The sequence below is a fragment of the Mycetocola saprophilus genome (genome assembly GCF_000718085.1).
Lineage (GTDB): Bacteria > Actinomycetota > Actinomycetes > Actinomycetales > Microbacteriaceae > Mycetocola > Mycetocola saprophilus.
Map to the genome: position 1 here is coordinate 773,368 of NZ_JOEC01000002.1, position 26,006 is coordinate 799,373.

18 protein-coding genes and 1 tRNA gene are annotated in these 26,006 nt (G+C 66.9%); 11 read left to right on the forward strand and 8 right to left on the reverse strand.

The window, feature by feature from the left end; translation table 11 throughout:
* Nucleotides 1-100 precede the first annotated feature (100 nt).
* Complete coding sequence (locus IE92_RS0109380) at nucleotides 101-910, reverse strand: DUF1295 domain-containing protein (RefSeq protein ID WP_051701641.1); 810 nt, start codon at nucleotides 908-910, stop codon at nucleotides 101-103.
* Nucleotides 911-1,126: 216 nt separating this feature from the next.
* Here IE92_RS0109380 and IE92_RS0109385 point away from each other — a divergent pair, with 216 nt between their 5' ends.
* Nucleotides 1,127-2,338, forward strand: a complete 1,212-nt coding sequence (locus IE92_RS0109385; protein WP_030148239.1) for an MFS transporter — start codon at nucleotides 1,127-1,129, stop codon at nucleotides 2,336-2,338.
* Nucleotides 2,339-2,457: 119 nt separating this feature from the next.
* Here IE92_RS0109385 and IE92_RS0109390 read toward each other — a convergent pair whose 3' ends face one another.
* A complete protein-coding gene (locus IE92_RS0109390) occupies nucleotides 2,458-5,865 on the reverse strand; it encodes a proline dehydrogenase family protein (RefSeq protein ID WP_030149663.1) in 3,408 nt (1,135 codons plus the stop codon).
* Nucleotides 5,866-6,012: 147 nt separating this feature from the next.
* Between IE92_RS0109390 and IE92_RS0109395 the strand changes: the two genes are divergently transcribed.
* Entirely contained in the window at nucleotides 6,013-7,614 is a 1,602-nt protein-coding gene (locus IE92_RS0109395; protein WP_051701640.1) for a PucR family transcriptional regulator, read from the forward strand.
* A gap of 129 nt (nucleotides 7,615-7,743) precedes the next feature.
* Here the strand turns inward: IE92_RS0109395 and IE92_RS0109400 are convergent, their stop codons facing one another.
* The 5 genes from IE92_RS0109400 to IE92_RS0109420 all read right to left on the reverse strand — a co-directional run bounded on the left by IE92_RS0109400 (nucleotide 7,744) and on the right by IE92_RS0109420 (nucleotide 14,334).
* Nucleotides 7,744-9,663, reverse strand: a complete 1,920-nt coding sequence (locus tag IE92_RS0109400) for a sensor histidine kinase (protein WP_030148242.1) — start codon at nucleotides 9,661-9,663, stop codon at nucleotides 7,744-7,746.
* A gap of 12 nt (nucleotides 9,664-9,675) precedes the next feature.
* Nucleotides 9,676-10,365, reverse strand: a complete 690-nt coding sequence (locus IE92_RS0109405; RefSeq protein WP_030148243.1) for a response regulator transcription factor — start codon at nucleotides 10,363-10,365, stop codon at nucleotides 9,676-9,678.
* Nucleotides 10,366-10,515: 150 nt separating this feature from the next.
* Nucleotides 10,516-12,177, reverse strand: coding sequence for a DNA repair helicase XPB (locus tag IE92_RS0109410; protein ID WP_030148244.1), 1,662 nt, complete (start codon nucleotides 12,175-12,177; stop codon nucleotides 10,516-10,518).
* Nucleotides 12,178-12,319: 142 nt separating this feature from the next.
* Nucleotides 12,320-14,038 (reverse strand): helicase-associated domain-containing protein, encoded by a 1,719-nt coding sequence (locus IE92_RS0109415; protein ID WP_030148245.1) that lies wholly within the window; start codon nucleotides 14,036-14,038, stop codon nucleotides 12,320-12,322.
* A gap of 8 nt (nucleotides 14,039-14,046) precedes the next feature.
* The gene (locus IE92_RS0109420) at nucleotides 14,047-14,334 is read right to left on the reverse strand and encodes a hypothetical protein (RefSeq protein WP_156027487.1); all 288 of its coding nucleotides are present in this window, start codon (nucleotides 14,332-14,334) and stop codon (nucleotides 14,047-14,049) included.
* Between the two features lie 184 nt (nucleotides 14,335-14,518).
* On the opposite strand from IE92_RS0109420, the gene IE92_RS0109425 reads away from it, so the two are divergent.
* On the forward strand, nucleotides 14,519-14,902 hold the full coding sequence (locus IE92_RS0109425; protein WP_030148247.1) for a cold-shock protein: 384 nt from the start codon (nucleotides 14,519-14,521) through the stop codon (nucleotides 14,900-14,902).
* A gap of 57 nt (nucleotides 14,903-14,959) precedes the next feature.
* Nucleotides 14,960-16,138 carry a DUF3027 domain-containing protein gene (locus IE92_RS16660; protein ID WP_245601254.1) on the forward strand — a complete coding sequence of 393 codons (1,179 nt, stop codon included), beginning with the start codon at nucleotides 14,960-14,962 and terminating at the stop codon, nucleotides 16,136-16,138.
* 101 nt (nucleotides 16,139-16,239) lie between these two features.
* Here the strand turns inward: IE92_RS16660 and serC are convergent, their stop codons facing one another.
* Entirely contained in the window at nucleotides 16,240-17,352 is a 1,113-nt protein-coding gene (serC, locus tag IE92_RS0109435; protein ID WP_030148249.1) for a phosphoserine transaminase, read from the reverse strand.
* A gap of 171 nt (nucleotides 17,353-17,523) precedes the next feature.
* On the opposite strand from serC, the gene IE92_RS0109440 reads away from it, so the two are divergent.
* The 7 genes from IE92_RS0109440 to IE92_RS0109470 all read left to right on the forward strand — a co-directional run bounded on the left by IE92_RS0109440 (nucleotide 17,524) and on the right by IE92_RS0109470 (nucleotide 25,769).
* Nucleotides 17,524-18,219, forward strand: coding sequence for an iron-dependent transcriptional repressor DtxR (locus IE92_RS0109440; RefSeq protein WP_030148250.1), 696 nt, complete (start codon nucleotides 17,524-17,526; stop codon nucleotides 18,217-18,219).
* A 308-nt stretch (nucleotides 18,220-18,527) separates the two neighbouring features.
* Nucleotides 18,528-19,397, forward strand: coding sequence for a C40 family peptidase (locus IE92_RS0109445; protein WP_156027488.1), 870 nt, complete (start codon nucleotides 18,528-18,530; stop codon nucleotides 19,395-19,397).
* A 311-nt stretch (nucleotides 19,398-19,708) separates the two neighbouring features.
* Nucleotides 19,709-20,212 carry an HNH endonuclease gene (locus tag IE92_RS0109450; protein ID WP_030148252.1) on the forward strand — a complete coding sequence of 168 codons (504 nt, stop codon included), beginning with the start codon at nucleotides 19,709-19,711 and terminating at the stop codon, nucleotides 20,210-20,212.
* 261 nt (nucleotides 20,213-20,473) lie between these two features.
* On the forward strand, nucleotides 20,474-21,853 hold the full coding sequence (locus IE92_RS0109455) for a hypothetical protein (RefSeq protein WP_030148253.1): 1,380 nt from the start codon (nucleotides 20,474-20,476) through the stop codon (nucleotides 21,851-21,853).
* Nucleotides 21,854-22,032: 179 nt separating this feature from the next.
* Entirely contained in the window at nucleotides 22,033-24,573 is a 2,541-nt protein-coding gene (locus tag IE92_RS0109460; protein WP_030148254.1) for a beta-glucosidase family protein, read from the forward strand.
* A gap of 126 nt (nucleotides 24,574-24,699) precedes the next feature.
* Nucleotides 24,700-25,602 (forward strand): DUF4190 domain-containing protein, encoded by a 903-nt coding sequence (locus IE92_RS17315; protein WP_051701638.1) that lies wholly within the window; start codon nucleotides 24,700-24,702, stop codon nucleotides 25,600-25,602.
* A 92-nt stretch (nucleotides 25,603-25,694) separates the two neighbouring features.
* A tRNA-Arg gene (locus IE92_RS0109470) sits at nucleotides 25,695-25,769 on the forward strand.
* Nucleotides 25,770-26,006 lie beyond the last annotated feature (237 nt).

Consider the following 26,006-nt stretch of genomic DNA (forward strand, 5'->3'; position numbering starts at 1 on the left):
ACCTTGTCCTCACCTTCTTGTCAGCGAGGTTACGCGCCGATGACCAGAATTACGAGAGTCGAGGAGCGTTTCTGCACGGGAATGACAGGCTCAATGAGCATTAGGCGCGCGGCGGCCAGGGGAGCAGGCGTGAGGTGCGGGCGCGGTAGGCCGCGTAGCCGGGATATTTAGCGCCGGAGATGGATTCGGCCATCACCGTCGAGCCGATGCTCTGTGCGGTGAGGAGCACGGTTCCCAGGATGGTCCTGGAGAACGGCTCTCCCACCGCGATGGCACCCAGCACATAGAACACCCACCACATCATGATCTCGCAGAACAGGTTGGGATGCCGGGAGAGGCGAAACAGGCCGGTGCTGATAAAGCCGTCGGCCAACGGCTGTCCCGCGGCCGCGGCGGCTTTCTTGCGCTGCTGGAACCGCCACTGCTGCCCATCGGCCGTGCCCTCACCCATCAGCAGGACGAGGAACACGGCGGCAAAAAGCCAGTCCGACCACCCCAGCGGGGTGCGGTGTTCGTATGCGGTCCAGGCGGGGAGCACCAGGAGCAGCAGGAGAGCCTGCTGGTAAACGCTAATAAAGAGCGCGTGGAAAAAGAACCACTGTGTGCGATTCAGCCTGTTGCGCACGGTGCCCCAGCGATAATCCTCGGCACCGCGTTTATAGCCACCCTTGCGGGCGTAGTTGAATGTGAGACGCACGCCCCAGGCGGTGGCGAGGATCGCCAGCAGATTCAGCCGGGGATCCGCGAGGCCTGCGGCTGCGGCAAACACCCAGCCATAGACGATCGGCAGGATCGACCACAACCGGTCGAGCCAGGCAGACGAGCCGGTGCGGGCGGTCACGGCCCAGCTCAGCACCGCCACCCCGGCGAAGATGAGAATGCTCACGAGTAGTGGATTAATCGCGGTCATATCCAACGCTGGTCTCCTTGCCCCGCGGAGCACCCCGCCCCGGTGGCCCCATTCTGGCAACGAGTGCGGGCGAGGGCAAGCATCACGGGGAAACCCGGCCGATCCGGGACCAAAAATCTGCGGCTAGCGTGCCCGGGCTTCCGGGCTTCCGGGCGTCGAGACGATAGCCAGCTTGCACGTACACGCTGGTCCCTGAACTCAAGGGAGCCCATCGCCATGCGTCGTCGCCGAGTATCCACCGAGTTTGCCCCCGCGTTGCTGGCACTCGGTGCCACCCAGGTTCTTGCCTCCACCGCTGCCGGTTTGGCACTCACCGTGGTGACGCCGGTTGCGTATCAGTTGTCCCGGTCCGAGCAGATTGCCGGTCTGTCGCAGACGGCGATGATTCTCGGAGCGAGTCTCCTCACCCTCCCCATCGCCGCGCTCTCGCGGCGTCGGGGTCGACGCACCGCCCTCGGTACCGCGTTTTCCCTGGCCGCGCTCGGAGCTATGGGCACGGTACTGGCAATCACGGCCGAGTCCTGGCCCCTGTTCCTGATTGCCCTGGTCCTTATCGGGGGAGGTACCGTGGGCGCTTTAGCGACCCGCTTTGCCGCGGCCGACGCGGTTACCGATCCCATCCACCTGCCCCTGGCGATCAGCCTGATTCTCTGGGCGGGGACGTCTGGATCGCTGATTGGCCCGAACCTGATGAGCCTGACCGGCGGGACCAAAACGGCATCGCCCTTTATCGTGTTGCTGGTCCTCTACGCTCTGGCGGCCGGTATTTCATTCCTCTGGGCACCAGCCGGAGCCATCGGAGCGGATGGGCGTAGACCCGGGGTGGAGCGACGAAATCTTCCGACGGTGTTGCGTCGCCACCCCGCGGCGATCTTTGCCCTGGTCCTCACGCTGGTCTCGCACTCGGTGATGATAGCCCTCATGGGGATGGCCCCCGTGCACCTGGTAATGGTGGATACCCCGGCCGGCCTGGTGGGGATGATGATGAGCGCCCATCTGGTCGCGATGTACGTCCTGAGCCCGGTTTTTGGACTGCTTGCCCGGTGGCGAGGCGCGCGGTTCGTGGGGCTCTGCGGGCTTGTGCTCTCCGGCACCACGGCCGTCGTGCTCGCGCTGTCCCATTCGGGAGCGTCTTGGATGTTTACGACGGGGCTTACCCTGCTGGGATTTGGATGGTCAATGAGTATCGTGGCGGGCTCGGTGCTTGTCTCCGAGAGCATTCCACCCCGGGAGCGCGGACGGTTACAGGGACTGATGGATCTCACCATGAACGTCTCCGGCGGTTGTGCCAGCATCATCGCGGGCACCCTGACGGCGGTCTGGTCATACGGGACACTCGCCTGGGCTTCCGGCGCACTGGCCGGTGTCACGCTGGTTCTGATCGGCGTCCTGCGCTTCGGAGCACCCCGAAAAGCGATTCCCGAATAGGGGTAGGCTCCGGCGCGCGGCGAAATGCCGGGTGGGACGGATACCACGGCCACGGGAAACGGAACCGCCCCCGAAACCGAGGACGGTTCCGGGGGCGGTGGCTTGCCTGGGGAGGGCGGTTAGATTGCTGCCTCGGACCAGGCGTCGTGGTTGCCGAAGCGGTGTGCGGTGATCGAGATGGCCTGCTCGTGCAGGAACGGCAGCAGCTCGATCCGGCCGGCCTCGGTGACCGGGTCGCGGTAGAAGGCCAGCTCGGGGCGGCCACCGGCGGCGGCGTACTCGTCGCCGGTGCTCGAGCCGACCACGCGGATGCGGGCCAGGTCGGTGGTGGGCAGGGCGGCCAGCCACTCGGCATCGTTCTGATTCGTGACGGTCAGTCCCGAGGCACGCAGCGCCGACTCCAGCGTTCCCGGCAGGGCGATTCCGGTGCTCACCGGGACGGTTCCACCGGCACGAACCGCGGCGATCAGCACACGCACGGCGTCGGTCAGGTTCGCGTTCTCGGCGATCCGCACGCCGGTGTGGGCGGGCAGGTAGCGGAACAGGTTGCGCTCCAGGCCCAGGTCCGACACATCCGCGGCGATCCCGAACTCGGTGTCCCAGGCCGCCTGGTCGAGGGCGGCGGCGCGCAGCAGGATCTCGGTGTCGATGCCGCTGGCGGCATTGATGATGCCGCGCACCCGGGCATCCGGTCCGGTCTGCGGAACCACGGATACGGCGGCGGGGGTAAACGAGCCCAGACCGAACAGGTAGTTGGGTCCACCGGCCTTAGCCCCGGCACCGATGGCCGAACGCTTCCAGCCGCCGAAGGGCTGACGGCGCACGATCGCCCCGGTGATACCGCGGTTCACATACAGGTTTCCGGCCTGCACTCCGTCCAGCCACACCTTGAGCTCGGCGGCATCCAGCGAGTGGAGCCCGGCGGTCAGGCCGTAGGCGGTGCCGTTCTGCACGCGGATTGCGTCTTCCAAGGTGGGGACGGTCATCACGCCGAGCACCGGTCCGAAGAACTCGGTGGTGTGGAAGCGGCTACCCTCGGCCACGCCGAGGCGCACGCCGGGGGAGTACAGCTGGCCCTCGTCGTCGAGCTTCTTCGGGGTCACGGCCCAGGTCTCGCCCGGGGCCAGTTCGTTCAGGGCCCAGGCAAGCTTGCCGGCGGCGGGCTCGATGATCGGTCCCACCTGGGCGGCGAGGTTCGTGGGCAGGTCCACGCGCAGGCTCGAGGTGGCGTCCTTGAGCTGGTTGATGAAGCGCTCGGAGCGTCCCATCTCGCCCACCAGGATCACCAGGCTCGCGGCCGAGCACTTCTGTCCGGCGTGTCCGAAGGCCGAGTAGACCACGTCGGCCACGGCCAGGTCGATGTCGGCGCTCGGGGTCACGATAATCGAGTTCTTGCCCGAGGTCTCGGCGAGCAGCGGGAGGTCCTGTCGCCAGGAGCGGAACAGCTCGGCGGTTTCAAACGCGCCGGTGAGGATCACGCGGTCCACGTTCGGGTGCGCAATCAGCTGCTTGCCGAGGTCTCCCTCGGCCACATCGGCGAGGATCAGCACCTCGCGCGGCACCCCGGCCTCCCAGAGGAGTTCGGCGATGACCGCGGCGCAGCGGCGGGCCTGCGGGGCGGGCTTGAGGATCACGGCGGATCCGGCGGCCAGCGCGGCGAGCACCGAACCGGTGGGGATCGCGACCGGGAAGTTCCACGGCGGGGCAACCACGGTCAGGGTCGCCGGGGTGAAGTCGGCACCCTGGATGCGGTCAAGCTCCTCGGCACGCTCGGCGTAGTACACGGCAAAGTCGATGGCCTCGGATACCTCGGGGTCGGCCTGGTCCAGGCTCTTTCCGGTCTCCACGGCGGCCACCTCGATCAGCTCACCGCGGTGGGCCGACAGGTTGCGGGCCACCTCGCGCAGCACGCGGGCGCGCTCGGCGGATCCGGCACCGTGCCAGGCGGGCTGGGCGGCGCGGGCACCGGCAATCAGCGCCTCGACCTCGTCGCCGGTGTGCACGGCGGCCGCGGCGATCCCGGCCAATCCCAGCTCGGAGGTGGGGATGCGGGCGGCGATCTGGTGCGCCCAGCGGATGTTATCGGGCAGCGAGGAGTCGGTGTCCGGGGTGTTAGCAAAGGCCGCGGCGGGGGTCGCAGGCACCTCGGTCAGGCGCGACTGGGTACGGTTGGCACCGGGGACGGTCGCATCCACCGCGGCTAACGAAGCCAGGAAACGGTTCTTCTCGCGGTCGAACAGCGAGGGATCCTTGGTCAGCTCAAACACCGCGGACATGAAGTTCTGCGGGCTGGCGTTTTCCTCGAGCCGGCGCACCAGATAGGAGATCGCGGCATCGAAGTTTTCGGGGGCCACCACCGGGGTGTAGAGCAGCAGCGAGCCAACATCCTTGGAGATCGCGGCGGCCTGACCCTCGGCCATGCCGAGCAGCATCTCGAACTCGACCCGGTTGGAGACCCCGCGGGCCTCGGCCAGCAGGTGTGCGTGCGCGATGTCGAACAGGTTGTGGCCGGCGATTCCCAGGCGGACGGCGTCGGTGTGCTCGGGCCGCAGGGCCCAGTCGAGCACACGCTTGTAATTGGTGTCGGAGTCCTGCTTGGTGCCGTAGGTCGCGAGCTCCCAGCCGTGGGTGGTGGCCGAGACGGTCTCCATCGCCAGGTTGGCGCCCTTCACCACGCGCACCTTGATGCCGGCGCCGCCGCGGGCTCGGCGGGCCTGGGACCACTCGGTGAGCTCCTGGATCGCGCCCAGCGCATCGGGCAGGTAGGCCTGCAGCACGATGCCGGCCTCAAGGGTCAGGAATTCGGGGCGGTCGAGGATCGCCTTGAGGACATCGATGGTCAGGTGGAGGTCGTGGTACTCCTCCATGTCCAGGTTGATGAACTTGGGGGAGGGGGAGTTTGCGGCCAGCTGGTACAGCGGCACCAGGCGGTCCACGACCTTGGTCACGGTGTTGTCGTAGTCCCAGAGGCTCAGCTCGTTGACCACCGAGGACACCTTGATCGACACGTAGTCCACGTCGGGCCGGGCCAGCAGCTCGCGGGTTCCGGCCAGGCGGCGGTTAGCCTCGGCATCACCGAGCACCGCCTCGCCGAGCAGGTTGATGTTCAGCCGGTGGCCGGCGGCGGAGAGGTGGCTGATGCCGCGACCGAGCTGTGCCGGACGGGCGTCGAGAATCAGGTGGCTCACCATCCCGCGCAGCACGCGGCGGGCGATCGGGACCACGATTCCGGGCAGGATCGGCGCAAACGCGCCACCCAGACGCACGGCGCCGCGCATGTAGGCGGGCAGGAACCGCGGGGTGTTCCCGGCCAGGGCGCGGAGGTTCTTGGCGGCGACGCCGAGGTCTTCGGGGCGGATGACCCGGTCAACAAAGCCCAGGGTGAAGTCGAGTCCGGCGGGATCGCGCAGGGTTTCGGCCAGCAGGGTCGCCGAACGGCTCGGGGCGTGATCCTTGCTCTCGGTGAGCCAGCGGCGCACCAGGGCGACGGCGTCCTCGCCGGGCACGGTGGGAAGTTCTGTGGTCATGATGTTCCTGACGACGGGGTCGAACGCCACCCGGGGCGGGAGGCCCTGCCAATCTACGCCCGAACTCGCGCAAATTACTTGGCCAACTGAATGAGGCTTTAGGCTATCTCTAGGACTTTTGAACAATCAGCGAGGCGAGTGATGGTCATGACCGGCGAAGTGGAACTGCGCACCCTGCTGCACACGATCGGCGCGCCGCTGGCCCGGCTGATCACCGCGGGCAAAACCTCGGTCAGGCTGCGCACGAGTGCGGTGATCGAGGCGGACGAGCTGCGGACCCGCAGCGTCCCCGATGCCGATGTGCTGCTCCTGATTGGCGTCCGGGACGCGGGTCTTCCGGCCCTGGTACCGCTCGCCCCCGAGGGCAGCGTGCTCTTTGTGAAGCTCACGGGGGAACCCGCCGCGGCGATCGAGGCCGCCCAGGAACGCGGCGTCCACCTGGTACGGGTGCACCCCGATGCCGGTTGGGATCAGCTGGCCGGTCTGGTGCAGCGGGTACTCGGGCACACGGTGCTGCCGGATCCCGCCCGCGGTGAGGACGCCGGCGACCTGTTCGCGCTGGCCGAATCGGTGGCCGCCCAGGTGCGCGGGCTGGTGAGCATCGAGGGACCCGGGGGCGAGGTGCTGGCCTATTCGCGGGCGGTGGCCGGGGCGGATGAGCTGCGGATCTCCTCGATTCTCGGACGGCGTGGTCCCGCCGCCCAGATGCGGCGGCTCAGCGACGAGGGTGTGCTGAGCGCGCTGGCGCGGGAGGACACCGTGGTGCGGGTCCCGGCGACCGCCGATGGGCTGCGGCAGGAACGCCTGGCCGTGGGCATCCACGACGGCGGCGAATTCCTCGGCACGCTCTGGATTCAGCGCGGGATCGGACCCTTCGCCGCCGATGCCCCGGAACTGCTGCCCGGCGCCGCCCGGCTCGCCGTGCGCGGCCTGCGTGGACGACCCGGTGGACCCGGGATGGAGGAGCGCCTGGTGCGCGAGGGTCTCGGCCTGGGCGCCCCCGGTACCGAGCCCACGGTGACCGACCGGTATGCGCTGGCGAGCCTGCTGGATCCGCGCGGCGGCGAGTTTCTCGCGGTGATCGGGTTTGCTCCCGACACCGCCGAGGGGCTGGATGAGACCGCGGTGGCCGCGCTGACCGGATACCTGCGACTCTCGGCCTCGAGCGATCGCCGCCGCATCGTGGTCGGCACCCATCGCGGGAGGCTGTACGCGATCATCACCGGAACCGACCCCGACCGCCTGACCGAGTGGACCGAAGCCGCCCTGAACAGCGTGCGCTCGCGCCTGCCCGGTGCGTTGCACGCGGGCATTGCCGAGGCCGAGGGCGGGTTTGCAACCCTGCCCGAGGCGAGGCTGAGCGTGGACCATCTGCTGGATACCGTCGCGCGCGACCCCGAACGCTTCCCGGCGGTGGTGACCCGTTCGGGCCTGCGCTCGGACGTGCTGCTGGGCGAGGTGACCGGCTGGCTTGCCGCGCGTCCGGACCTGCGCGATCCGCGCCTGGAGGCGCTGCGCGCACATGACGCGACCCACGACGGAGCCCTGATCCCCAGTATCCGCGCGTACCTGGACGCGTTTTCGGATGTCCGCTATGCGGCCAAGCGCCTGGGGATCCATCCCAATACGCTGCGCTATCGGCTCACCCGGGCGCAGCAGATGAGTGGTCTCGACCTGGCCGATGCGGCAACGCGGCTGATGACCGCCCTCCTGCTGCGCCTACCCGCCGGCGAGGACGAGGCGCGCTAGCCGGTGGTTCCCTGCGAGCTTGTGAACGCATTGCACGGGCAATGAGCCGCCGATGCCGGTCTGGGGGTACGGGACTCGACAATGGTGCGGGACACGCGTGTGATTCCCGATTCCCGCGGCGTCCCGAACCTACTCGGTGATTGCGGGATCCTGTGGCGCGGGCGGAGCCTCGGTCAGCAGCGGCAGTTCGACGCGGAAGGTCGCGCCGCCGCCGGGGGTCTCCGAGACGGTGACCGTGCCGTGATGCGCGCCGATGATCGAGGCGACGATCGCCAGGCCCAGGCCGCTGCCGCCGGTCTCACGGGTGCGCGAGGTGTCGGCACGCCAGAAGCGCTGGAAGATCTTCTCGCGCAGCTGCTCGGGAATTCCATCACCGTGGTCGATGATCGCGATCGATGCCCGCCGGGTCTCCGGGTTGGCCGAGACACCGATCTCGATCGGCGAGCTGGTGTCGGTGAAGCGCAGCGCGTTGCCCATCAGGTTGGTGACCACCTGGCGGATCTTATTCTCCTCGGCCAGCACGATCGCCGGGGTGTCCAGGGTGGGAACCGAGGACGGCGCGGGGACCGGCGATTCGGGCACCTCGGTGGCGACCGGTCCGGTGTTCCGGCGCGGACGGCGCGCGCGCAGCCGGGAAACCAGGGAGGTCGGGGAGGTGAACGGACCCGAGCCGTCGCCGCGCACCCGGGAGAGCGGACCGGTGCCGGTGCGCACCCTGCCCGTGGTGGTGGGCACCTCGGTCGTCGGCAGGTCGATGACCCGGGTGGGATCCACCTGCGGGATCGCGGTTTCATCCAGCGGCGGACGGGTGAGTGCGGGTTCGCCGCCCGGCAGAATCTCGCCGGTTTGGGAGGTAGCAGCCGCGCCGGGTCGCGGGGTCGCACCCGCGGGGAGCGCGGTACGCGGCGGAGTCGCGGTCGGATACGCCTCGGCGGGCAGCGGGACGGGGCTCACCGGAACATACTCGTCGACCACGAGGGTCACGGTACGTCCCTGATCGGCCGCGCGGGCATCCATCACCGCGTCGCGGGCCAGCGCCGAGAGGTCCAGGCGGCCGAGGTTCAGCGGCTTGGTTTCGTCCAGTCGGGCGAGTTCCAGCAGATCTTCCACCAGGCCACCCATGCGGATGGCCTCCTTCTCGATGCGCTCCATCGCCTGGCTGACATCCTCGGAGGACTGCAGCGCCCCCATCCGATACAGCTCGGCATATCCGCGCACGGTCACCAGCGGGGTGCGCAGCTCGTGGCTCGCATCGCCCACAAATCGGCGCATCTGGCCGATGGTTTTGGCGCGATCGGAGAAGGCCTGGTCGATGCGATCCAGCATCGTATTGAGGGAGCGGCTGAGCCTGCCCACCTCGGTATTGGGGGTGGTGACCGCCAATCGTTGGCTAAAGTCGCCCCCGGCGATGGCCGCGGCCGTGTGTTCAACCTCACGCAGCGGGGTAAAGGTCGAGGTCACCAGCAGGCGGGTCAGCGCGGCCCCAAACAGGATCACCGCAAGGCCCAGCCCAAAGAAGATGGTGAGGTAGGTCGCGATAATGTTCTCGGCCTCGCGGGTGCTCGTGGCCACGAGCATCACGCCCTGCTCTTCGGGACCGTCCTTGTACCAGACGGGGATCAGGACGGCGCGGAAGTGGGTGGACCCGTTGGCGCTGTCCAGCGCGAACGGTGCCCGGCCGCGCGAGAGCGCGTCCTGGAGGTGAATGTTGGCGGGAATCTTGGGCACCACGCTGGGCGACTTATCGCTCCAGTTGGTCTGCACGAGCTTGCCATCATCGGGCCAGTAGAACGCGAAGTAGTAGTCGTTCGCGGTGGTCGACAGGCCGCCGGAGGAGGTGGATGACTGGTCGATCTTGCCAAACGTGGCCATCGACTCGGCCGCGGCCTTGAGCCGCTCATCCACCTGCCCCTGCAGTGCCGGACGCAGCATCGCCATGGTTCCGATTCCCGCCACGAGAATGCCGAAGGCCAGCACCAGTACGGTGACCCCGGTGATCTTGGTACGCAGCGAGATGGAGTGCCACCACTCGCTGAGGGAATCGTGCATGGAGATGAGCTGTTACACCTTCGAAGTCTTGAGCATGTATCCAAAACCGCGCTTGGTCTGGATCAGGGGCTCCGCCGAGTATTGGTCGAGCTTGCGCCGCAGGTAGGAGATGTAGCTCTCCACGATGCCGGCGTCGCCGTTAAAATCGTACTCCCAAACGTGGTCCAGAATCTGTGCCTTGCTGAGAACCCGGTTGGGGTTCAGCATGAGGTAGCGCAGCAGCTTGAACTCGGTGGGGCTCAGCTCGATCGGGGTGTCTCCGACGAGGACCTCGTGGGTGTCCTGATCCATGGTGAGCTCGCCGGTGCGGATGATCGCATCCTCGTCGGCCTGCATGGTGCGGCGGAGGATCGCCTTGATCCGGGCGACGATCTCGTCGAGGCTGAAGGGCTTGGTGACGTAGTCGTCGCCGCCCACGGTGAGCCCGGTGATCTTGTCCTCGGTGTCATCCTTTGCGGTGAGGAAGAGGATGGGAGCGGTGTACCCGGCGGCACGGAGACGCTTGGTCACGCCGAAGCCGTTCATATCCGGGAGCATGACGTCGAGGATCATCAGGTCGGGCTCCTCCTCCAGCACGGCGGAGATAGCCTGAGCACCGTTTCCTACGGCGCGGACGGCGAAGCCTGCAAAACGCAGGCTCGTGGTCAGCAGGTCGCGAATGTTGGGTTCGTCATCAACGATAAGAATTCTGGGTCCGGTCATGTGCCCAGTATCTGCACAGTTCCTGAAAGAAGTCTGAGCGTTGTCGGGATGTCTGGGGATTCCCACCCGGGATTCGGCCGCGGCAGGGGAATCGCACACGTGGGCGTGCCCCCGCCGAGGAATCGGCGAGGGCACGAGGGCCGGGGGAGGCTACACCCAGGCGGGGACGTCGCTGAGCTCGGGGGAATCCGAGTCCAGGATCGTATACGAGTAGCCCTGCTCGGCCAGGAAGCGCTGGCGATTCAGCGCAAAGTCCTGATCCAGGGTGTCCCGGGCCACCAGCGTATAGAAGTGGGCGGTCTTCTTGACCGACTTCGGACGCAGCAGGCGGCCCAGGCGCTGGGCCTCCTCCTGCCGGGATCCAAACGCCCCGGACACCTGGATCGCGACCGAGGCCTCGGGCAGGTCCACCGAGAAGTTGGCAACCTTGGAGACCACCAGCACGTCCGAGACGCCGTCGCGGAATTCCTGGAACAGGCGCTCGCGCTCATCCACCGGGGTCGATCCGGTGAGCTGGGGGACCCCGAGCGAGGTGGCGATGTGATCGATCTGGTCGAGGTACTGGCCGATGATCAGGATCCGCTCGCCCTTGTGCTTCTTGAGGATGCGGTTCACGATCGGCAGCTTGGCCTCGGCGGTGGCCGCCAGGCGGTAGCGCTCCTCATCCGCGGCGGCGGCATAGGCCATCCGGTCCTCATAGGGCAGGTCGACCCGCACCTCGAAGCACGCGGCCGGGGAGATGAAGCCCTGAGCCTCGATCTCCTTCCAGGGGGCGTCAAAACGCTTGGGACCGATCAGGCTGAAGACGTCGCCCTCGCGTCCGTCCTCGCGCACCAGGGTCGCGGTGAGGCCCAGGCGGCGGCGGGCCTGCAGCTCGGCGGTCAGTTTGAACACCGGCGCGGGCAGCAGGTGGACCTCGTCATAGACCACGAGGCCCCAGTCCAGCGCATCCAGCAGGGCCAGGTGCGCATACTCGCCCTTTCGGCGGGCGGTGAGGATCTGATAGGTCGCGATGGTGACCGGCTTGATCTCCTTGGTCGCACCCGAATACTCGCCGATCTCCTCGGGGGTGAGGCTGGTACGGCGCAGCAGCTCGTCGCGCCACTGGCGCGCGGAGACCGTGTTGGTGACCAGGATCAGGGTGTTGGTTTTGGCGGTGGCCATCGCGCCGGCACCCACCAGGGTCTTGCCGGCACCACAGGGAAGCACCACGACGCCCGAGCCGCCGTCGAAGAAGTTGTCGATCGCCTTCTGCTGGTAGCCACGCAGCTCCCAGCCATCGGTGGCCAGATCGATCTGATGCGGGGTGCCGGGGGTGTACCCGGCCAGGTCCTCGGCGGGCCAGCCGAGCTTCACCAGGTCCTGCTTGAGCTGGCCGCGCGCCCACGGCTCGACCAGGTATACCCCGGCCTCCGGGTGTCCCACCAGGAGGGGCTGAATGCGCTTGGCGTGCGAGACCTCGCGCAGCACCGCCGCGTCATCGGAGCGCAGGATCAGCTCGCCCTCCTCATTGCGATCGATCACCAGACGGCCGTAGCGGGAGACCGTTTCGGCGATATCCATGGTCACGCTCGGCGGAATGGCGAACTTGGAATAGCGTTCCAGGGTCGCGATCATGTCGTCGCCGGTGTGTCCGGCGGCGCGGGCGTTCCAGAGCCCGAGGCGGGTGATCCGGTAGGTGTGAATGTGCTCGGGGGCGCGTTCGAGTTCGGCGAAGACCGCGAGCTCGTGGCGCGCGTCTTCGGCCTGGGGGTGGGCGACTTCGAGGAGTACCGTGCGGTCGCTTTGAACGATGAGGGGGCCGTCTGACATAACCGCCAAGTCTACCCGTGTTTCCCGAGTCCCGGGAGGTGGACATGGCAAACGGGTGTGGTTCTCGCTCCCGGCGAACGGCGTGGATCCGGAGCCGGACACCTCGCCTCATCCGAGATCACGTGCCCGGCGCGGGTCTCGACTAGACCTCGGAGACCGTGGTGATGTTGGCGATCGGGAACGTGCGCTCGGTATCGGCGGCCTTATCCAGTCCGCGCAGGCGCCCGCCGGAGATTCCGGTGGGTTCCAGCAGGAAGGTGAAGTCACCGTGTCCGGGCATGTTCACCGTGATGTTCAGGGTCTCGCGGGCGCGCAGGGCGGTGGCGAGGCGTCTCGTGAGCCAGGCGGCATCGGTTTCGGTGGGGGTATCGCGGGCGGCGGAGGTCAGGACATCGATCAGCGGACGATAGTCGGTTTCGGCGATCACGGCCACCGGTGCCACCCGACGGCGCGGGCGACGTACGGTGCCCTCGATGGTGTGGGCCACGACCGGGTAGCGGGCATCGGTGAGTGCCCAGAACACCACGTCGGGATCGAATCGGGAGTGGGCGGTGACCGCCGAGTCCCGATGCAGGGCCAGCGCCGACAGGTTGCGATCCACGAGCATCTGGTCGAGGAGGGGCGACTCGGTCACCGTGAGCCTGCTCTGTCCGGAGTCCGGACGCAGAATCAGCGAGCCGAACCGCTCACCGCCGCGGGCGATCAGATAGCGCACGGGCTGGGGAACCCCGGTGAGGGAGATCTGCTCGAGGAAGGTGGAGATCTCCTCGGCGGTGGTGCCTGCGCTCAGCCCGCGGATGATGCTGGCATCGCTCAACCGATACGTTGATGCCTCCGCCCGGTTTTCCAGGTCTGCGAATCCACGCAGGGTACGTTCCAGGTGGGGGGCCAGGGTCCCGGGGATGATGATGCTCAGATCGTGCTGCAGGTAGACGCCGGTGATCGGGGCAGGAAACGCATCGACCAGTGGCTCGGCCAGATCCTCCGGGGCGGTCAGGATCCGGACACCGGGGATGGTGAGGTGCCCGTGGGAGAGCACCCCGAGGATCTCACCGCTGGTGATGCGCTGCGCGAATGTCAGACGAAGGGGATCGGTCGCGGCGGGGAACCCGATATCCAACAGCGTGGCAAAGGGGGCGTTGAGTACCGCGAGTGAGGCGATACCCGCGGGGAACCCGGCAGCCCAGGCCTCGGCGAGAACCCGCCACCGGCTCGGGGTATCGAGCCCGAGCCAGGCTTCACCGGTGTCGGTGGGGACCCAGCCATCGCGGGTCAGCGTGACCAGCTGGGCATCGGCGGCGAGGGACATCAGGGCGGGAATGAGCTCGGGGTCGAGGCCCAATTCGGTGCCGAGGCGTCGCAGCTCGGGTTGGGCCAGGCCGCCGCGTAGGAGTTCCCGGGCCGGGGTATCGCCCAGACCGATGACCAGCTCGCTGAGGGCGCGCTCGCCGCGGGCAAGGCGTCCGGCGGGGGCGGGGGCAGGATTTTCGGCCGGATCCGAGTCGGGCAGCACCGCCGCCTCGGTACCGATCTCGCGGGCGAGCCGGGTCACGGTTTCCAAAAAGACGGGGATGTTGTCGTGTACGGCCAGGAGTGCTCGCTCGGACAGCTCGGTGGTCAGCGCCGCGGACAGCGTCTGTGCATCCGCGGTGGCCAGCGCGTCGATGCGTTCCCGATCCAGCGGGGAGAGCGCCGCGCGGAGCGAATCCTCGGCCAGCAGCAGCTCGGCGAGGTCAAAAAAATCGGTGAGCTTGGCTGCCGGCGGAACGCGGCGCAGGCGAAGGAGGACATCGAGGTCGGTTTCGGTGCGCGCGGAGAGCGCTCCCGCGAGAAGTCGGAGGTCGGCGACGCGAGGTTGCACGATGGGAGTCAGCTCCCGTTTTCGGAGCGTGCTGCCTTCTTATTTGCGGCCGCGCGGCCTCGGCTGCCGATAAAGATCAGCACAAAGACGATGATGAACGCCGCCGGCAGGCCCACCCACGGCACAAACGCGATGACGCGCCAGAGCGGGGTGTCAAAGGATTCGGGGGTCATCCCGTTGGAGGAGCCGATGATGATGGCGAAAAACGAGATGATCGCCGCCGCCACAAACACCAGTAGGAGGTAGGCAAGGACGCGCTCGGTACGGGACACGCTGCGGGGCTCTTCGATCGTCACTCCCCAAGGATAACCCGCACCGGGGCACCGAGGCGAACGTCACGGTCCCGCCAATTCCAGAAAACCACTGGGATCACGGGTAAGCTGGGGCCGTGAACAACCCGTTCACGGCGGCGTCCAGCGATGCCCACCCAGACACAGTGGATCGCCCGTGGCGATCCGCGCAACTCAGCGAGGTTTTCCCATGCCCACCGGCAAGGTCAAGTTCTACGACGATGACAAGGGTTTCGGCTTCATCGCCAGCGATGATGGCCAGGAGGTGTTCCTGCACGCTTCGGCGCTGCCCGAGGGCGTGAGTACGGTCAAGCCCGGCAGCCGGCTGGAGTTTGGAATCGCGGCGGGAAAGCGTGGAGCGCAGGCGCTCTCGGTCCGGCTGCTTGAGGCGCCGCCGAGCCTGGCGCGGATGAAGCGCAAGAACGCCGACGACATGGCAATCATCATCGAGGACGTCGTGAAGGTTCTCGATGGCGTGGGGTCCAACCTGCGCAAGGGCCGCTATCCCGAGGGCTCACAGGCCAAGCTGGTCGCCCAGGCACTGCGCCGGGTGGCCGACGAGCTCGACGCCTAGGCGCGAGCGACCCCAGTTTTCCGCCAGCGAGCGGCACCCAAGAGCAAGGAACACCCAGTGACTTCAGAAACCGACAACCTCGAGCACGACGCGAACGTGCACACCGACGGTACGACGGACACTGTGCCCGCGCAGCGGGCAGACGCCGGGTTGGCGGATGTCGAACTGGCGCAGACCCTGACCTCGGTGCGTGCCACCGAGGCATCGACCGAGCCCGAGGCACCGGCGACGCAGGACGCCTCCGATGGGGCCGTGCCCGCCGACGCGCACGCGGGACCCTCCGAGATTTCGGAGAGCGCGGAAGATTCGGAGGAGGACGGCGCGGAGGAGGCCCCGGTGGTGTTCGAGGCCGATCCGGTCTTGGCGGTAGCCGTGGATGTGTCGCGGGCCGCGCTGCTGGAGGTCATCCCCGAGGCTCAGGTGGGACGTCACATCGGTCACCGGGTCGAGGGTGAGCGCGTGCTGTCGATGCTGTTCGAGAACCGACTGCCTGGATATCCGGGCTGGTTCTGGAACGTGACGATCGCCCGCGTGGACGAGGACGCCGAGCCCAACGTGCTGGAGATCTCCCTGATCCCCGCCGACGGTGCCCTGCTCTCGCCCGAGTGGGTTCCGTGGTCCGAGCGCCTGGCCGAGTATCGTGCGAGCCAGGCCGCCGCCGCGGCGGCCGAGGCCGAGCTGGCCCAGCTGCGCGCGGAGTCCGGCGCGGAAGACGACCACGACGAGGACGATGATCACGACGACGAGGATGACGACGACGAGTTCGACGAGCACGGCCGTCGCGTCCACGGTGGAGACATCGACGGCGTGGATGTCGACCAGGTGCAGGACGAACACGAGTCGGATGACGAAGACTCGGATGATGACGATGACGACTTGGATGACGATGACGACTTGGATGACGAGGACGACTCGGACGATGAGGACGACTCGGACGATGACGATGACGATGACGATGTCTCCGACGACGACGACGAAGAAGAAGACGACGACTCCGACGACGATTCGGATGACGAAGACCACCCGTCCGACACGGACGACGATTCCGAAGAGAACGACGATGCCGAAGGTTCCGACGCATCCGACGCCGATTCCGAGCCGGTAGCGTCCTCCTCTCGGGGACGCACTCGGAACCGCTCCCGTAATCGCCGCGCGCGCCACGCCACCGGCGATGAGGACATCTACGGCGACCTGGTCGAAGACGAGGACGACGAGGGTCCCGCCTCGTTCCGCTAGGCCTCAACGCGCCGGAAGACGACGTCCCTCTCTTCTTCTCCACAAACAAACGTCCCCCGCCTCCATCTGGATGCGGGGGACGTTTATTTGTGACGGACCTCCTAGAGGGCGCCCACCACGTAGTCGATGCTCGCGGTCAGCGCGCGCACGTCGTCGGGATCGATTGCGGTGAAGGTGGCCACGCGCAGCTGGTTGCGGCCGAGCTTGCGGTAGGGCTCGGTGTCCACGATCCCGTTGGCACGCAGCACCTTGGCCACGGCGGCGGCGTCGATGCTGTCATCGAAGTCGATGGTCGCCACAACCTGCGAGCGGTGCTCGGGGTTTGCCACGAACGGGGTGGTGAAGGCGTTCTTCTCGGCCCACTCGTACAGGTGACCCGAGGACTCCTTGGTGCGGGCGTCGGCCCAGGCGAGACCGCCGTTGGCGTTCATCCACTGCACCTGGCTGTCCATCAGCACCAGGGTGCTGAGCGCCGGGGTGTTCAGGGTCTGGTTCAGGCGCGAGTTGGTGACCGCATTGGCCAGCGAGAGGAACTCGGGGATGTAACGACCCGATGCGGCGATGCGCTCGATGCGCTCGATCGCGGCGGGGGAGACCACGGCGAACCACAGTCCACCGTCGGAGGCGAAGTTCTTCTGCGGGGCGAAGTAGTAGACGTCGGCCTGAGCGGTGTCGAAGTTGATACCACCGGCGGCGCTGGTGGCGTCGATCACGGTCAGCGCGCCGGCGTCGCCGTGCACGCGGGTGACCGGGGCCGACACGCCGGTCGAGGTCTCGTTGTGCGGCCAGGCGTACACATCCACGCCCTCCACGGCCTCAAAGTCGCTGCGCGACCCGCCCGGTGCGGTGCGCACATCCGGAGTCTGCAGCCAGGGCGCGGCGGCCGCGGCGGCGAACTTGGAGCCGAACTCGCCGAAGCTCAGCAGCTGGGCGCGGTTCTCGATCAGGCCGAACGAGGCGGCATCCCAGAATGCGGTCGATCCACCGTTGCCGAGGATGATCTCGTAGCCCTCGGGCAGCGAGAAGAGCGAGGCCAGACCGTCGCGGACGCGGCCCACGAGGTTCTTGACCGGTGCCTGCCGGTGGCTGGTACCAAGCAGTTCGGATCCGGCGGCCAGCAGGGCGGCGCTCTGCTCGGGGCGGATCTTGGACGGGCCGCAACCAAAGCGGCCGTCGGCGGGCAGGAGGTTGGAGGGGATCGTAATCTCAGGCATAACCAGATTCTAGAGCGGAGAAAGGGGGTGCGTCAGCGATGTTGTTGTCGTTCGTCACAGATATGGTTAGAAGTGCACGGAACAACCGTTGCACGGCGAGGCGCTCCGGTATGTTCCCAGCAAGGAACGGCTAAGCTAAGTGCGACCCCCGAGGGCTAGTAGGGAGACCCAATGACCGATCTCATTGACACCACTGAAATGTATCTGCGAACCATCCTCGATCTCGAAGAAGAGAACATCGTGCCGCTTCGCGCGCGTATTTCCGAGCGACTCGGGCACTCCGGGCCGACGGTTTCGCAGACGGTTGGCCGGATGGAGCGCGATGGACTCGTGGTTGTCTCGGGCGATCGTCACCTGGAACTGACCACCGAGGGCCGCCGCAAGGCAGTCCAGGTCATGCGCAAGCATCGCCTGGCCGAGCGTCTGCTCAGCGACGTCATCGGACTCGAGTGGGAACTCGTGCACGATGAGGCCTGCCGCTGGGAGCACGTGATGAGCGAGCAGGTGGAGCGCAAGCTGCTTGAGGTTTTGGACCACCCCACCGAGTCGCCCTACGGCAACCCGATCCCCGGTCTGGCCGACCTGGGCGGACCCGAGGCCGTCTCCTTCACCGAGGGGGTCTCCAGCCTGGTGCAGCTGGTGGCCGACACCACCGCTCCGGTCAGCGCACGTATCCGTCGCCTGAGCGAGCCGGTGCAGTTTGAGCCGGAGCTGCTGCTGCAGCTTAAGCAGGCCGGCGTGATGCCGGGTCAGACGGGAACCTTCACCTCCGCAGGTTCGTACGTTCTGGTACGGGTTGAAGGTTTCGGTGACGGACTGGAACTGCCCACCGAGGTGGCCGCACACATTTACGCCGAAGCGCTCTAATCCGCGCGATTCCGGCGATCCCGAGCCCCCGTCACCCCGTGTGGCGGGGGTTTTGCGTTGTAGGGAAAACATAAAAAGACTGTTGGACGTTACCAATTTGTTAGAAATATCCCCCTGGAAGATGACAACCGTCTCAATCTCGCGTACTGTCGGTTGAGTCCGATGGTTAAACCCAGACCGCAGGACCCATCATGAGGCGCTCTCCCGTTCGTCTCCTCATGATCGAGACTCCAAGTATTCTTGAAGTAGACGAACGGTGAAATCGTGCCCCGCACGGTCGCCGTCGGGAGGCGCCGGAGGAAGTCACTTTGACTGAAGCAGGAAACAACGAGTCGAACGCAGACTCATTGACCGCGGCTCGTTCGCAGACGCTCAGCCGTCGAGAGACCCGACTCGCACGTGAAGCTCAGGCCCCCGAGCCGCAGCTCACCCGCACCGTCCAGACCAACGTGCCGACCGCCCCGCGTCGCCGTTGGGGCTCCACGCTCGCCGTGGCCCTGGCCGTTCCGGCACTGTTTGGAACCGTTGCCCTCCCCGCATACGCCGCGGGTCTGCCCGGCCAGAAGGACCCCGCCTCGGGGAACACCGCCGCCGGTAACCCGCAGAGCTTCGCGGTGGACTCGGCCGTGGCCGAGACCGCCGACCTGGCACGCGGTGGATTCGATGCCACCAGCTCCGCCGAGCTGGCAGCGAACGCCACCGCTCGTGCCCAGGCAGAAGCTCAGGCCCAGCGCACCGCGACCGCCGCCGCCAGCCGCGCCGCGTTCGCCGCCAACCAGACCGCGTACACCGGCCCCTCGGCCGACCAGCTGCTGGCCTCCAACGCACCGACCCCGTCGTACAGCCTCTCGGCCGTCTTCAGCGAGGCGCTGAAGTACCAGGGTGTCCCGTACGTTCTCGGTGGTGCCACCCCGGCCGGCTTCGACTGCTCCGGTTTTGTGAAGTACGTCTTCGCCAAGTTCGGCATCGCCCTTCCCCACAACGCCGACACTCAGGGGCGTATGGGTACCAAGATCAACGTCGCCGACGCCGTCCCCGGAGACCTCGTGGTCAGCGCCGGACACATCGGCTTCTACGCCGGTAACGGCATGATCCTGCACGCATCGCGTCCGGGTGTGCCGCTGCGGATCGGTCCGATCTACGCAAAGAGCTGGTCGATCGTACGGATCGCGGGCTAAGCTTCCTGCATTGTTCATCGGAAATGGCGCAATTTCTTCGGAAAATGCGCCATTTCTGTATTAGGGTGAGGTCGTTACCCGTTGTAAGGAGCGGAAGCACATGATCCGAATACCCGGAGTCCGACCCACGGACGTTCCTGGTGTGCAGGAGAGTGTGTTTACCTTCCGGAGTGGGGTGGGTAGTCACCCCGAGTTTTGGCGCTGTCGTAAAGACAGCGCCATTTTTGTTTTCCGGGGAAACCGTGTCTTGCTCGGGGCTGTTGTCGAATTACCTAGAAGCCGTCCAGGCCATTCGCGAGGGAGAACCACTCATGCGCACACTCATTTTGAACGCGGGATACGAACCGCTCGGGATCGTCTCGTTTAGACGAGCACTCGTGCTGGTCATGAATAATAAGGCCACGGTGCTCGAGGTCGATATCGAGCATCCGGTCTGGACCTCGGAGGCGGAATATGCTCGCCCCCTGGTGATCGTCCTCGGCACCTACGTTCGTCTGCCGCGGGTGCGTCGAGTGCCGGTGAGCCGGCGCGGGGTTCTGCGCCGGGACGACTTCCGCTGTGCCTACTGTGGGGCCTCGGCGAACACCATTGACCATGTCATTCCGCGATCGCGTGGCGGTGCCGGCAGCTGGGAAAACCTGGTGGCCTGCTGCATGCGCTGCAATAACCTCAAGGCCGACCGCACCCCGCGCGAAATGGGCTGGAGTCTCAACCGCGCCCCGCGGCCCCCGCGTGGTCCCTCGTGGACCGTGCGCGGAGCGGATCGCGCCGTCCCCTCCTGGGAACCATATTTGGAGAGTCACCTCGCCGCCTAGCGGTGGATAATAACCGGCGGACACCCGTTGGGGTCCGGCCGGTTTTTGCTCGATCCGCATCCTCAAGGTGCGATTGGTGACAGCCGCACAAATGAGATAACGCATATCGGTATTTTGAATGCAGATATGTCATTGATTTGTGTGTGATGTGTCTCGGCGAGGCGGTGCCACGAAAAGAGCACGCCCTGGATGCGCGGTTTCGTGTCGATCGCCGCTGACTGCATGACGACAATCACCAATACAAAAAATGAGGAGCCTGTCGTGTTGAAAAAAACACTGTCCGCCGCGATTGCCGCGGCTCTAGCCCTGGGCGGGAGCTTTGTGGCCGTTTCGGCCGCAACCGCCGCGCCGGATTCCGCCGCCGTCACCACGTCACAGGGCAGGGCCGCGGCCACTGCGGGAGGCCGACTGATCGGCCCGTGGGTTGCCGCCAGTAACTACGGTTTCGCGAAGTTCGGCATCGTCCAGACTCCGGTTCAGGGGAAGACCTATACGTCCAAGCCGGGGCAGGTGTTTCCAGATAGCCCACAGTTCACATTCCCCGCGCTGGAGACCGTCGGGCCAATTACCGGGACCGGCCTGCTGGGGTCGCTCTGTGTGACACGTTCGGAGGTGAAGAACAACGCCCAGGTGACCGCCGAACTGTGTAACGGTGGTGCCGACCAGGACTGGGCCATGGTCAAGGGGCCGATGGGCTCGGGATATCACAACAGCTGGTTTATGGCGATCCCGAATCGGCTGTCGGATGGGCTGTCGTTTGCGCCGACGCCCCCCGGATCCGTCGCCCCTAGCCCCTGGTCCGTGGTTCGACTGAGCCCGTATGGTAACCCGTTTGGTCTTGACATCACCAAGCTTTCGGCCGCCACCGGACTTACCGCACAGGTGACCTCGGTTAACCAGGATGCGCGAACGGCCGAGGTCTCGGGGACCGGTCAGCCCGGTGCCACGATCCGCCTGGAATTCCCGGTCGGCATCACCACGGATGTGGTTGTCGGGGCCGACGGAAACTGGAACGCAACCGTGTCGGATCTCCTCACCGGCGACAACACGATCACGGCCAGCCAGTTTGTCTCGGGTGTGCAATCGGGTAACAGCATTCCGATGACCGCAACCATCACCGCCGGCGCGCTTACCGCCACGGTGCAGGCGGTGGACAACTCGGCGCGCACGGCACTCGTGGGTGGCACCGGAGAGCGTGGAGCCATCGTCAACGTTCTGGTAGATGGCGTGCAGCGCAGCGCACAGGTGGATGCCCTCGGAAACTGGCAGGTATCGCTGTCGAATCTGAAGACCGGACTGAACCTGATCTCGGTGACACAGACGCTGAACGGTTCCACCTCGGCTCCGCTCGCCCTGTCCGTGGTCATTTACGAGACCACGGGTCCGGTAACCTCCTGGGCCAGCATCGAGTCGGTGGACTCCGGCACCCTGACCGCGGTTGTCACGGGAGCGGATGCTCCGGGAACCGTGGTGATTCTTCGGGGGATTGGCGCGGAGGTTCGGGTGACCACCGGTGCCGATGGGCACTGGCGGACCACCATCTCAAACCTCGCCCCGACCGGCCCCAACACGCTCATCGTGAGTCACATCCTGGATGGTGTCGAGAGCACCGTGGCGCAGCTCACGGTGATCGTCAACTAGGACGTCCCAGGTTCGAGCCTGCCCGCTCAGCCCGTTGAATTGCTCGGCTCCACCCCGGTGGTGTCGAGCAATTCTGCGTGAGGGCGCGCCGAAAAAATCAAATGCTTGCCAAGTTACTTACAGGCCAGTAACCTTAACTCAACGCACACGCGCAGAGACGCACGGAAGGCGACGCAACGATGCCCACAACACCCCAGGTTCTCCCGACCCACCGGGACGGAACCACCCTTGACGCGCTGATCGCTCGGATCCCGCTCGAACAGCGAATCACGCTGCTGACCGGCATGACGTCCTGGCGTCTGACCCCGATCGCGGAGATCGGCCTCGATTCGGTTGTGGTGTCCGATGGCCCCGTGGGTGTGCGTGGCACCGGGGAGACTCCGGGGGAGACCTCGATCCTGCTGCCCTCGCCCAGTGCGCTGAGCGCGCTGTGGGATCCCCAGCGTGCGCGCCAGGTGGGAAATCTCTTTGCCCGCGAGGCCCGCCGCCACGGCGTGGACGTGGTCCTCGCCCCGCAGGTCAACATCCAGCGCACCCCGGTGGGTGGCCGACACTTCGAGTGCTTCGCCGAGGACCCGCTGCTCACCGCCGAGGTGGGATCCGCCGTGGTCCAGGGCTTGCAGGAGTGCGGCGTGGCCGCGTGCCTCAAGCACTATGTGGCCAACGACTCGGAAACCAAGCGCACCGAGTACGTGTCCGAGGTGGATGAGCGCACGCTGCGCGAGGTCTACCTGGCACCGTTCGAGCATGCGGTACGCGAGGTTGGCGTCTGGTCGATCATGGCCGCCTATAACGGCGTGGACGACGGAACAGAGACCGCCCCGATGACCGAGCACTCGCACCTGCTGCGCGATGTCCTCAAGGACGAGCTCGGATTTGACGGTACCGTGATCAGCGACTGGATGGCCACCAACACCACGGTGGAATCCGCGACCGGCGGGCTCGACATCGTGATGCCCGGTCCGGGTGGTCCCTGGGCCGAAAACCTGCTGGACGCCGTGCGCGCGGGGGAGGTCTCCGAGGAGATCATCAACGACAAGGTGCGCCGCATCCTGCTGATGGCCGCCCGGGTGGGCAAGCTCGCCGGCTTCGATGCACCCGAGACGCCCGCCGGCCTCGACGAGGTCGAGGACGATGCGCGGATGGCCCGCGAACTTGCGGCGGCCGGCACCGTGGTGCTGCGTCGTCCCGATGCGGGAATCCCCGCGCTGGTGGACGGAGAATCGATAGCCCTGATCGGCCCGAACGCCGCGCGCACCCACGTGCTGGGGGGCGGCAGCTCGACCGTGCACCCCGCCCGGGTTCAGGAGATCCACGATGGTCTGACCGAGGCGTTCCCGAACAGTTCGGTCACGCTGAGCCGCGGTGGCGACAGTCGTCGCTATGCGCCGACCATCCCCGTCCTGGCCGGACTCACCGGATTTGTGGATGCGGCCGGCAACCCGACTGTGCCCGGTGCCGGCATCGTCACGGTCACCCAGCTGGACGCCGACGGGGAGGTCCTGGGCCACCGCGAGATGGTCGAGTGGGAGGGCTGGGAGCGGGTGACCGACGAGCGGATCGATACCGTGGTGGTCGAGACTCGCATCCTGCTCGACGAGCCGGGCCCGCACAGCCTCGAGGTGGGCACCGTGGGTGCCTACCGAATCATCGTGGACGGCGAGCTGATCGCCGAGAGCACCACTCCCGCCGGCGCCGAGGTGGTGCTGGATTCCAGCGTGAACAACCCGCCGAGCATCGTGACCAAGGGACTCGTCACCGAACCGCGGGTGGCGGTCCTGCGGGCCGAGCTCAAGGTTGTGCATGCAGGCGGCTATGGCGAGTTTGTGCGCGCCGAGTTCCGTCACCGCACCCCCAGCGAGGACGCCGACCTGGAGATCTCGACCGCGGTGGATGCCGCCCGAGCGGCGCAGCGCGCCGTGCTCGTGGTGGGCACCAACGAGGAGGTCGAATCCGAGGGCTGGGACCGCACCTCCCTGTCCCTGCCCGGACGGCAGGACGAACTGGTGCGCCGCGTGCTCGCGGTCGCGCCGGACACGATCATCGTGGTGAACGCCGGAGCCCCGGTCCTGCTGCCCTGGCTGGAGGACGCCCAGACCGTGCTCTGGGCCTGGTTCCCCGGGCAGGAAGCCGGCGGCGCTCTCGCCGACGTGCTGGCCGGCCGCGCCGAGCCGCAGGGCCGACTGCCCTGGACCCTGCCGGCCGACGAAGCCAGTGTGCCCGTGCCGCACGCGATTCCCAACGACCAGGGTCGCATCGACTATGCCGAGGGTGTCCATGTGGGCTACCGCGGCTGGCTGCGTGCCGGGGCCACCCCGGCGCTGCCGTTTGGATTTGGCCGCGGCTGGACCGACTGGAGCTATCGGGAGCTGGGCGTGCCGCGCCCGGCCGCGGACGGCTCGGTTGAGGTCGACGTGGTGATTGAAAACGTCGGTGCACGCACCGGCCGTGAGGTGGTTCAGGTGTACCTGGAACCGCCGGTAGAGACCCCCGAGGGCGAGCGTCCAGTGCGCTGGCTCGCCGGGTTCGGCGCCGGCACCGTGGCCGCGGGGGATCGCGCCACGGTGACCGTGCGCATTCCTGCCCGCGCCTTTGAGGTGTGGAGCGTCGCCGATTCGGGATGGATTCGTCCCGGCGGCACGTATCGCCTGGTGGCGGGAGCCAATGTGGCCGATACGCCGCTTGGTGTGAGCTTGGACGTGGCCGCACGCGGGCGGTAGCCCCGAACAGTGGGGCGCATTCGAGCGGTCGGGGTGGGGCCGGGTGCGAACTCACAATTAGGTTCGTTATTGTAGTGGGGACCGGCGCGTCCGGATCACCGACCGCATGAAGTGAAAGGCCCCACGATGAGTGGCACCGAGCCGAACCCCGAGGGCACCCCGCAGACCCCGCTGCCCGCACCGATCCCGCCGGTGCCGCCCGCACCGCCGGGTGATGCGTATGCGCCGAACCTTCCGCCGTATGGATACCCGCAGCAGGGTCCCGGCGCTCACACTTCGGCGTATCCCGGGTACCCGCAGCAGGGTGCTGGCGCTCACACTTCGGCGTATCCCGGGTACCCGCAGCAGGGTCCCGGTGTCCACGCCTCCGCGTCCCCCGGGTACCCGGCGCAGCAGCCCCCGGGCCGCCCCGCGCCCGAAGCGTTGACGATTGTGGCGTTTATCACGTCGTTTGTGCTCTCGCCGATCGGAATGGTGCTCGGCATCGTGCAGACCGTGCGGGAGCGCGATCGGCATGGGCGTGCCTCGGGGCTCGCGCTGGCCTCCATCTGGGTGGGTGCGGGCCTGAGCGTCATCACGTTTGTGGCCGGCGTGCTGCTTGCACTCTCACTCTTCGTTTTTAGCGGACTGGTCGCCTCAAGCGGTGTGATCGCCGATTCGTATTCGGAGGAGGTGCCGCGCGCGGACACCGTGAGCGCGGAGTTCTGCGAGAGCGCCCAGGACCTGACTCCGCTGCTTGAACCCCTGGCCAGCCTGGACGCCGATGGTTACGCCGAACACGTGGGAGACGGTGGCACGTATGCCGCCGAGACCGAGTTCATGATCAAGGTCGCCGGTGTGGGCGAAACGCTCTGGGACTCGGCCTCGACCTCGATCGTGGGGGAGGTGGAAACCATGATTGATTCGTCCTGGTACGCCGCCGAGGGGTTTGAGGGGAGCGGGGCGTTTGACCCCCAGGACCTGCATGATGCGCAGAGCGCGGCAATCGCCGTCTCGGACTTCGCCACCGAACACTGCACCGCGCCCTGAGTGCGGCACATGCCGCTCGGGTCCGCGCGGTGCGCCCGGTCCTGGGCTAACATGGACACGGTCATCCAGTTTTCGGGGATGACGCTGTGCCAGCCTCTGTAGCTCAATGGAAGAGCGACTCCGTCCTAAGGAGCAGGTTGGGGGTTCGAGTCCCTCCAGGGGCACCATCACATCACATCGAGAAACCGGGCTGCGGCCCGGTTTTTTGTTTTGTCCGGGCGATCGGGGGAATATTCGTTCCGCTCCGGATATTCGTGAGTCCCCCAAAAGGTCGACACGCCCGGGCCACGGAGGCCTTTTTTTGAGCCTAACGGGGGTTTTGTATATCGCGGGCAAAAGTACCCTAGGCTCTCTGGGAGTCCGTGCGCCGTGATCCCGAAAATCACCGGTGCGTACCCCCGGGC

Coding starts and splice junctions, on each gene's coding strand:
- IE92_RS0109380 (WP_051701641.1), bottom strand. CDS start 910: ATGACCGCGATTAATCCACTACTCGTGAGCATTCTCATCTTCGCCGGG.
- IE92_RS0109385 (WP_030148239.1), top strand. CDS start 1,127: ATGCGTCGTCGCCGAGTATCCACCGAGTTTGCCCCCGCGTTGCTGGCA.
- IE92_RS0109390 (WP_030149663.1), bottom strand. CDS start 5,865: ATGACCACAGAACTTCCCACCGTGCCCGGCGAGGACGCCGTCGCCCTG.
- IE92_RS0109395 (WP_051701640.1), top strand. CDS start 6,013: ATGACCGGCGAAGTGGAACTGCGCACCCTGCTGCACACGATCGGCGCG.
- IE92_RS0109400 (WP_030148242.1), bottom strand. CDS start 9,663: ATGCACGATTCCCTCAGCGAGTGGTGGCACTCCATCTCGCTGCGTACC.
- IE92_RS0109405 (WP_030148243.1), bottom strand. CDS start 10,365: ATGACCGGACCCAGAATTCTTATCGTTGATGACGAACCCAACATTCGC.
- IE92_RS0109410 (WP_030148244.1), bottom strand. CDS start 12,177: ATGTCAGACGGCCCCCTCATCGTTCAAAGCGACCGCACGGTACTCCTC.
- IE92_RS0109425 (WP_030148247.1), top strand. CDS start 14,519: ATGCCCACCGGCAAGGTCAAGTTCTACGACGATGACAAGGGTTTCGGC.
- serC (WP_030148249.1), bottom strand. CDS start 17,352: ATGCCTGAGATTACGATCCCCTCCAACCTCCTGCCCGCCGACGGCCGC.
- IE92_RS0109440 (WP_030148250.1), top strand. CDS start 17,524: ATGACCGATCTCATTGACACCACTGAAATGTATCTGCGAACCATCCTC.
- IE92_RS0109450 (WP_030148252.1), top strand. CDS start 19,709: ATGCGCACACTCATTTTGAACGCGGGATACGAACCGCTCGGGATCGTC.
- IE92_RS0109460 (WP_030148254.1), top strand. CDS start 22,033: ATGCCCACAACACCCCAGGTTCTCCCGACCCACCGGGACGGAACCACC.
- IE92_RS17315 (WP_051701638.1), top strand. CDS start 24,700: ATGAGTGGCACCGAGCCGAACCCCGAGGGCACCCCGCAGACCCCGCTG.